This window comes from Kineococcus gurbantunggutensis (assembly GCF_050871925.1).
Classification (GTDB): Bacteria; Actinomycetota; Actinomycetes; order Actinomycetales; family Kineococcaceae; genus Kineococcus.
On the sequence record NZ_JBJLSG010000204.1, the window covers coordinates 1 to 7,563 of the forward strand.

The following is a 7,563-nucleotide window of genomic DNA, read 5'->3' on the forward strand; positions in this document are numbered from 1 at the left end:
CCCCGCGCGCACTCGCGCGGGGTCCGGGGGCGCGGGCGTGACCGCTGCCGGCAGGCGTGACCGCTGCCGGGCCTCACCGCTGCAGGAGGTAGACCTCCAGGCGCACCACGCCGGCCTGCGGGGAGGCGGCGTTGACCGCGCGCCAGAAGTCGCGCTTGGCCGAGCCGGCGAACACCTGCCCGGCCGCGGCGTCCAGCTGGGCGTTGACCCGGCGGGCCAGCGCCGTGCCCGCGCCGGGGGTGGGGGCCGTGCCGAAGGTCAGCACGAACGCCGCCCGGCGGCCCTGCGCGCTCAGCTCGCCGGCCGCGCCGGCCACCGCGGCGCGGATCGCCTCGTCGGAGGCGTCCTGCAGCGCCAGCTCCAGCACGACCGGAGCCTGCGCCACGCCGTCGGCCGGCGGGGCCGGGGGCGCCGGCGGGGCCGGGGGAGCCGGCGGCTCGGGCGTCGGCGCCGGTGCCGGGGCGACCGCCGCCACCGCCGCGGGCGGCTCGGCCCCGGCCTGCACGGCACCGCCGGCGGCCAGGCCGATGATCGTCATCGCCAGCAGCGCGTCGGCGAAGACCCACCCGGCGAAGCTGTGCGAGGTGTCGCGCCGCTTCACGAGGACACCCCCGTCGGGCGGCGGGTCGCGGCGGTGGTCAGCGTGCGCGCGGGCAGCGCCACGAACTCCTCCTGCTCGGCGTCCGCGGCGGCCGCGGCGCGCTCGGGCGCCCGGGGGGCGCGGTTCTCGGACGGGTAGCCGTCGGACGGGTAGCCGATCGCGCCGTAGCGCTCGGCGGCGCGGCGCTGCGGCGAGGGCGCGACCGGGGCCGCCGGGCGGGTGGCGCGGGCCGCGGGGGCCGCCGCCGGGGCGGGCGCCGCGGCGGCCGGCTGCACCGGGCGGCGCGCGGGCTGCACGGGCTCCTGCGGCTGGCGGGGCTGCTGCGCCGCCTGGGCCGCCTGCGCCGCGCGGACGCGGGCCGCGCGCTCGGCGGCCTGCTGGGCGGCCTGCTCACCGGCGCGCTGCTGGGCCGCGCGCTGCTGCGCCGCCTGCTGGGCCGCCTGCTGGGCGGCCTGGCGCTCGACCTGCTGCACCGCGTGCGCCACGGCCTGCTGCGCGGCCTCGTGCGCCGCCTCGTGGGCGGCCTCGCGGGCCGCCTCGTGCGCGGCGCGCTGGGGCACCGACTCCAGCAGGGCCCCGATGCTGCCGGTCAGCTCCTCCTGCAGCAGCCGGCTGGCGTCGCGGTAGGCGCGGTTGACCTGCCGGACGTGGTCGTCCTGCGCCATCGTCAGCGTCTCGCGCACGTTGGTGGACACCGCCTCCTCCAGCGCCGCGCCCAGCGAGGCCAGCGCGCGGCCGGTGGCGTCGGCGTGCTCGTGCTGCACGGCCTCCAGCCAGCTCGGCACCCCGCGCATGTCGCGGGCGGCGGCCTCCAGGCGGGCCTCCACGCCGCGCCAGGTGTCCAGCACCGCGTTCTGCGCCTCCAGCAGCGCCGTCATCCGCTCGTCGTGGCGCACCCGGCGCTGCTGCTCGTCGGCGGCGTCGTCCAGGCCGCGCACCGCCGCGCCCAGGGCGCGCTCGGCGGCCTCGGAGGTGCGCTGCACGTCCGCGCGCAGGGTCTCCATCGTGCGTGCGGCCTGCGCCGCGGAGGAGGCCACGTGCTCGCTGAACGCCTCGCCGGTCACGGCGGTGACCTTCTCGATGGACTCCAGCACGGTGCCCTGCAGCCGCTCCACGTGCGCGGCGGCGGTGCGGGTCAGCTCGGTGGTGACCTCGGCGGAGGCGGTGGAGATCTTCTCCACCGACTCGCGCGCCGTGGTGCTCAGCGCCTCCAGGTGACCGGTGACCTGCTCGCCGAAGTCGGCGCTGTGCCTGCTCATCTCGCGCGCCGAGGCGGCCAGGTCGGCCATCGCCGCGCGGGTCTCGGTGGACAGCAGCGTCACGGAGGCGCTGACGCCCTCGACGGCGCCCAGGACGCGGTCGCGGCTCTCGAAGCTCTCGCGCAGCGCGTCGGCGCTGGCCTTCTCCAGCTGGCCCAGCGAGCGCTCCAGGCGGTCGGTGGACTCGCGCAGCGTCGCGGTGTGCTGGGCGCGGTCGGCGGCGATCTGCTCGCGGTGGTTGCCCATCGCCTCGCCCACCGCCGCCTCCAGGCGCACGGCGGCCTCGGCGACCTGCGCGCCGCCGTCCTGCGCGGCGTTCGCGGCCTCGATGGCGGTGGAGCTGGCCGCGCGCACGTGGCCCACCAGGGTGCTGGTGTCGGCGTGCAGGCGGATCGTCTCGGCCACCAGCCGGCCCAGCTCGGTCAGGCCGCGCTCGAAGTGCGCGCCGAGCTGCTCGGCGGCGTTGCTGCGGTGCGGCGCCAGCGCCAGCGTGGTGCGCGAGGCCAGCGCGCGCAGGCGGTGCCGGTGCGCGGTCCCGGCCGCGGCGGCGGCCTCGTCGTCGGCGCGGTGGCGGCGGTCGGTGGCCACGCTGACGGCGATCGCGGCGGCGATGAGCACCACCGCGATCTCGGCGACGCGGTCCAGGGAGAAGAAGGTGCGCCCGCCGAAGCCGTCCAGCCACAGCTGCAGGAAGGACAGGCCGTCGGTGTTCTCGCCCGCGGCGGTCATCTGCCCGTAGGCGCGCCCGGCGAACAGCAGGCCGGCCCAGGTGACCATGACGGGGGCGAAGACGAGCACGGTGCGCAGCGCGCCCGAGCGCAGCAGGCTGCGCCGCTCCGGCGCCGCGGCGGCCGGGCCGTCGACGTCGAGCACGCCGAACAGGTCGCAGTCGGCCCAGCGGCCCAGGTCGTCCTGGGCGCGCAGGGCGCCCTCCAGGGCCCGCAGCGCCGAGGCGCGGTGCTCCTGCGCCTCCGCCCCGGCCAGCTCGCCGGCCTCGTCGGCCAGCCGCAGCAGCTCCCCGTCCAGCGGGTGCGCCGCGGGCGCGCCGGTGCCCGCGGCGGTGCTCGCGGGGGTGCTCGCGGTGCTGGCGTCGTGCTCCGGCGGCGTGCTGTCCTCGGAGAGGGTCATGTCCTGCCTCACGGGTGGCTGACGGGTGCTGGGCCGGTGCCCGCCGCGGGCGGCGGGCGCGTTCGCTGACCTCTTCTCGGCACGCGCGGCCGCGGGCTTGAGCACGTCCCGCCCGCCCGCTGCTCCACCCGGGCTGCTGCGCCCGGGTGACGCGCTGCACGCACGGTGACGGCCGCCGGGGCGCGCGCCGGGCGCGCGGGGCCGGCCGGGCCGCTCGGGCGGGTGGGCGCGCCGCCCGGCCCCGGGGCGGCGCCGCCGCCGGCGCGGGCACCCGGCGGAGGGTGCGGGGGCCCCGCGGCACCCGTCCGGGGGGCCGGGGGGCACCGTGCGTCACCGGCGGGGCGGGGCCGCTGGGCCGAACGGGTGGTGCCGCGGCCGGCGGGCCCGGAAAGCGCCCGGGGCGGGGCGGGCGCGCTCAAGGCCGTCGCCCGGAGGGCCGATTGAGTCCGTGGGTGCAGGAGGCACCGCCGAACAGGCCAGGACGGCCACGTACGAGCACACGCCCCCGGTGACGGGAAGTCGCCGGGGCCCAGTCGGAGGGTTGCCCCGTGCCCGATGTCACCAGTGTCGCGCTGCACACAGCGCTGGACGGTCTGCAGGCGCGTCAGCGGGCCATCGCCGACAACATCGCGAACATCAACACGCCGCACTACACGGCGAACAAGGTCGCCTTCGAGGCCTCCCTGAAGCGGGCCGTCGCCTCCGGCGACGCCCGCAGCGCGGCCACGTCGGGCATCACCACGGCCAAGTCCCTGGAGCCCACCCGCGAGGACGGCAACAACGTCAACCTCGACGAGGAGACGATCTCCAACATCTCCACCGGGCTCAGCTACCAGACCGTGCTGTCCGCGCTGAACTCCAAGTACTCCATGCTGCGCACCGCGATGGGCCGCGGGTGACCGCGCCCGGCGCGAGCGCGCGCCCCCGCCCCGTCCCCGCCACCTGACCCGGAGCCCACGACCCATGAGCATCTTCGACGCGATCGGCATCGCCGGCACCGGCGTCACGGTCAACCGCAAGTGGATGGACGCCGTCAGCGACAACCTGGCGAACATCAACACCGCCAAGCGCACCGACGAGGACGCCTTCGCGGCCCGCTACGTCGTGGCGACCGAGGCCGGCGACGGCAAGGGCACCCAGGTGGCCGGCATCGTCACCGGCAGCACCGAGGGCCGCATGGTGTACGAGCCCGACCACCCGCTGGCCGACGCCGAGGGCTACGTGAAGTACCCCGACATCGACATGAGCACGCAGATGACCAGCCTGATCATGGCCCAGCGCGCGTACCAGTCGAACCTGTCGGTCATCGACCGCGCCAAGGACGCCTACCAGGCGGCCCTGCAGCTCGGGAAGGCGTGAGCGTCGTGAGCATCGAGTCCATCGGCGCGGTCGGCGGCTCCCTCGGCACCCACGCCATCGGCTGGGGCCAGGGCCTGGAGGACACCGACAACGCCCAGATGACCCGCGGGGTCACCACCGGCACGCAGGCGGTCAACGGCACCAGCGGCATCGCGAACCTCGCCGGTGTCACCGGCACCACGGGCACCGGCGCGGTCGGCGACGCCTCCGGCACCGACTTCGCGTCCCTGCTCTCCGGCGGCCTGGACAAGCTTCAGGCCGTGCAGTCGAACGCCGATGACCTCGCTGTCAAGGCCGCCACCGGCGACCTGACCAACGTGCACGACTACATGATCGCCAGCAACGAGGCTCAGCTGGCGACGCAGCTGACCGTGGCGGTCCGTGACAAGGCCGTCGAGGCGTTCAACGAGATCATGAGGATGCAGATCTGATGGCGAAGGCCACCAAGGGGCCCGCGGCGATCGTCGACGGTGCCAAGCGCTTCGGCGAGGGGTTCAAGAGCTTCTCCGCCGGTCAGAAGGCCGTCGTCATCGCGGTCCTGGTGGCCCTGGTGGCCGGCGGGGTGTTCTTCTCCCGCTGGGCGGCCACCCCCTCCTACGCGCCGCTGTTCTCCAACCTCTCCGGCGCGGACGCCTCGGCGATCGTCGAGAAGCTCAAGGCCGACGGCGTGGCCTACGAGCTGGCCGACGGCGGCACCACCGTCATGGTCCCCCAGGACGTCGTCTACGACCAGCGCCTGGCCATGTCGGGCGAGGGCCTGCCGGCCGACACCGAGTCCGGCAGCTCGATGCTCATGGAGTCCGGCGTCACCACCTCGGAGTTCGTGCAGCAGAAGGCCTACCAGCAGGACCTGGCCAACGAGCTGCAGAAGACGATCACCTCGATCGACGGCATCGAGACGGCCAAGGTCAACCTGGCCATCCCGGAGAAGGACGTCTTCATCGACGAGCAGAAGCCGACCACCGCGTCGGTCCTCGTCAAGCTCAAGCCGGGCGCCGAGCTCAGCGACGACCAGGTCACCTCGGTGGTCAACCTCGTCGCCGGCGGCGTCGAGGGCATGGACCCCAAGAACGTCTCCGTCGTCGACGACAAGGGCAACACCCTCTCCGGCGACGACTCCGGCAGCTCCGCGCAGCAGGAGAAGACCAGCGACTACAACGCCGCGCAGAGCGCCAACCTGCAGTCGATGCTGGAGAGCGTCCTGGGCGCCGGCAACGTCAAGGCCACCGTCAACGCGACGCTGAACTTCGACGACACCACGCGCAACTCCCTGGTGTACGAGCAGCCCCAGGAGGTCGACCCCCTGGTCAGCAGCACCGACATCGAGAAGTACACCGGCGGCACCGCCGGCGCCGCGACCGGCGTGCTGGGCCCGGACAACATCCAGACCCCCGCCGACGCCCAGAACGGCACCAACGGCTACGAGAAGACCTCCGAGACGGTCAACAACTCGATCAACCGCATCGAGACGACCACCAAGCAGGCCCCCGGCAAGGTCGAGCGCCAGTCCGTCGCCGTCGTCATCGACGCCAAGAACGCCGGCGCCGCGGACGTCAACGCCATCACCCAGCTCGTGACGCAGGCCGCCGGCCTGGACACCGCCCGCGGCGACACCGTCAACGTGCAGAAGATCGCCTTCGACTCCTCCGCCGCCGACGCGGCCGCCGCCGCCCTGGCGGAGCAGGAGGCCGCGGAGAAGCAGGACGCGCTGGTCGGCTACGGCAAGACCGCCGCGCTAGCCCTGCTGGTCCTGGTCATGCTGGTGGTCGTCCTGCTGGCCTTCCGCCGCCGCAAGGTGGAGACGGTCGACGTCCTGGACGTCGCGCCCATCGAGCTCGGCGACATCACCGCCGACGAGGGCCTCAAGGTCCTCGACGCCCCTGCCGAACGTCCAGTGGCGCTCGAAGCAGCACCGGTCGACCCGGCCCTGGAGGCCGCGGCGGCCCGCCGCACCGAGGTCGTCGAACTCGTCTCCCGCCAGCCCGAGGAGGTCGCGGAACTGCTCCGCGGCTGGCTCGCCGATCGGAGGTCCTGACCCGTGACGACGTCCACCGAGATCGAGGTCGCGCCCCTCACGGGTGCGCAGAAGGCCGCCGTCCTGCTCGTGCAGGTCGGTCAGGAGAACGCCGCCAAGGTGCTCTCCCACATGCGCCCCGCCGAGATCGAGGAGCTGACCGCCGAGATCCTGCGGCTGCGCTCGGTCTCCCCGGAGATCGCCGGCGTGGTCCTCGAGGAGTTCCACTCGATGATCGCCTCGCCGCTGCGCGGCGGCGCCGGCGGCATGGACTTCGCACAGGCCCTGCTCGAGGGCGCCCTGGGCGCCGACGGCGCCGCCGAGGTCCTCGGCCGCGTCGCCGAGTCCCAGGTGGTGCAGCCCTTCCAGTTCCTGCACCAGGCCGACCCGCAGCAGATCCTCACCTTCCTCACCGGCGAGCACCCCCAGACCATCGCCCTGGTCGTCGCGCACCTGCGCCCCGACCAGTCCTCGATGATCCTGGGCGGGCTCTCCCCGGAGATGCAGGCGGACATCGCCTACCGCATCGCCACGATGGAGGCCACCAGCACCGAGTACGTGCGCCTCATCGAGGACGTCGTCCAGCGCCGCACCTCCACGGTGCTGCAGGCCAAGCAGAACACCGCCGTCGGCGGCGTCGCGCCCCTGGTCGAGATCATCAACCGCGCCGACCGCGGCACCGAGCGCAGCATCCTCGAGGGCCTGTCCGCCAAGGACTCCGCCCTGTCCGACGAGATCCGCGCCCTCATGTTCGTCTTCGAGGACATCACCACCCTCGACGACCGCGCCATCCAGCTCGTCCTGCGCGGGGTGGAGACCGCCGACCTGGCCACCGCCCTCAAGGGCGTCAAGGACTCGGTGCGCGACAAGATCCTGCGCAACGTCTCCGAGCGCGCCCGCGAGAACCTGCTCGACGAGATCGACATGCTCGGGCCCGTCCGCATGTCCGCGGTCGAGGAGTCGCAGCAGAAGGTCGTGCAGGTCATCCGCCAGCTCGAGGAGTCGGGCCAGATCGTGCTGACGCGCGGCGGTGACGATGACTTCGTGGCCTGAGGCGGGCACCGCGCGCGCCTTCCGGGCCGCCGACACCTCCCCGGCGCCGGCGCCCCGGTCGTTCATAGCCGCCCCCGCCGCCGGCCGCCCCCGCGGCGAGCCCCCGACCCATAAACCCAACCCCCTTCCCCCCACCCCCGCGGCCGATG

7 protein-coding genes are annotated in these 7,563 nt (G+C 74.9%); 5 read left to right on the forward strand and 2 right to left on the reverse strand.

Translation table 11 applies throughout. The annotated features are described in order from the left end of the window. Positions 1 to 73 precede the first annotated feature (73 nt). Together ACRYR7_RS23080 and ACRYR7_RS23085 are read right to left on the reverse strand one after the other, a co-directional pair. Positions 74 to 601, reverse strand: a complete 528-nt coding sequence (locus ACRYR7_RS23080) for a hypothetical protein (RefSeq protein ID WP_432574507.1) — start codon at positions 599 to 601, stop codon at positions 74 to 76. Beyond that, on the reverse strand, positions 598 to 2,988 hold the full coding sequence (locus ACRYR7_RS23085) for an ATP-binding protein (protein WP_432574509.1): 2,391 nt from the start codon (positions 2,986 to 2,988) through the stop codon (positions 598 to 600). Before ACRYR7_RS23085 ends, ACRYR7_RS23080 begins: the two co-directional genes overlap by 4 nt. 548 nt (positions 2,989 to 3,536) lie before the next feature. Here ACRYR7_RS23085 and flgB point away from each other — a divergent pair. From flgB to fliG, 5 genes are all read left to right on the forward strand, one after another. Further along, positions 3,537 to 3,887, forward strand: coding sequence for a flagellar basal body rod protein FlgB (flgB, locus tag ACRYR7_RS23090; RefSeq protein ID WP_432574511.1), 351 nt, complete (start codon positions 3,537 to 3,539; stop codon positions 3,885 to 3,887). 64 nt (positions 3,888 to 3,951) lie between these two features. Next, positions 3,952 to 4,347: a flagellar basal body rod protein FlgC gene (flgC, locus tag ACRYR7_RS23095; protein ID WP_432574513.1), complete on the forward strand. Its 396-nt coding sequence runs from the start codon at positions 3,952 to 3,954 to the stop codon at positions 4,345 to 4,347. A 5-nt stretch (positions 4,348 to 4,352) separates the two neighbouring features. Next, entirely contained in the window at positions 4,353 to 4,778 is a 426-nt protein-coding gene (gene fliE, locus ACRYR7_RS23100; RefSeq protein ID WP_432574515.1) for a flagellar hook-basal body complex protein FliE, read from the forward strand. Beyond that, positions 4,778 to 6,382, forward strand: coding sequence for a flagellar basal-body MS-ring/collar protein FliF (gene fliF, locus ACRYR7_RS23105; protein WP_432574517.1), 1,605 nt, complete (start codon positions 4,778 to 4,780; stop codon positions 6,380 to 6,382). Before fliE ends, fliF begins: the two co-directional genes overlap by 1 nt. Positions 6,383 to 6,385: 3 nt before the next feature. Beyond that, positions 6,386 to 7,414, forward strand: coding sequence for a flagellar motor switch protein FliG (gene fliG / locus ACRYR7_RS23110; protein ID WP_432574519.1), 1,029 nt, complete (start codon positions 6,386 to 6,388; stop codon positions 7,412 to 7,414). Positions 7,415 to 7,563: the final 149 nt, after the last annotated feature.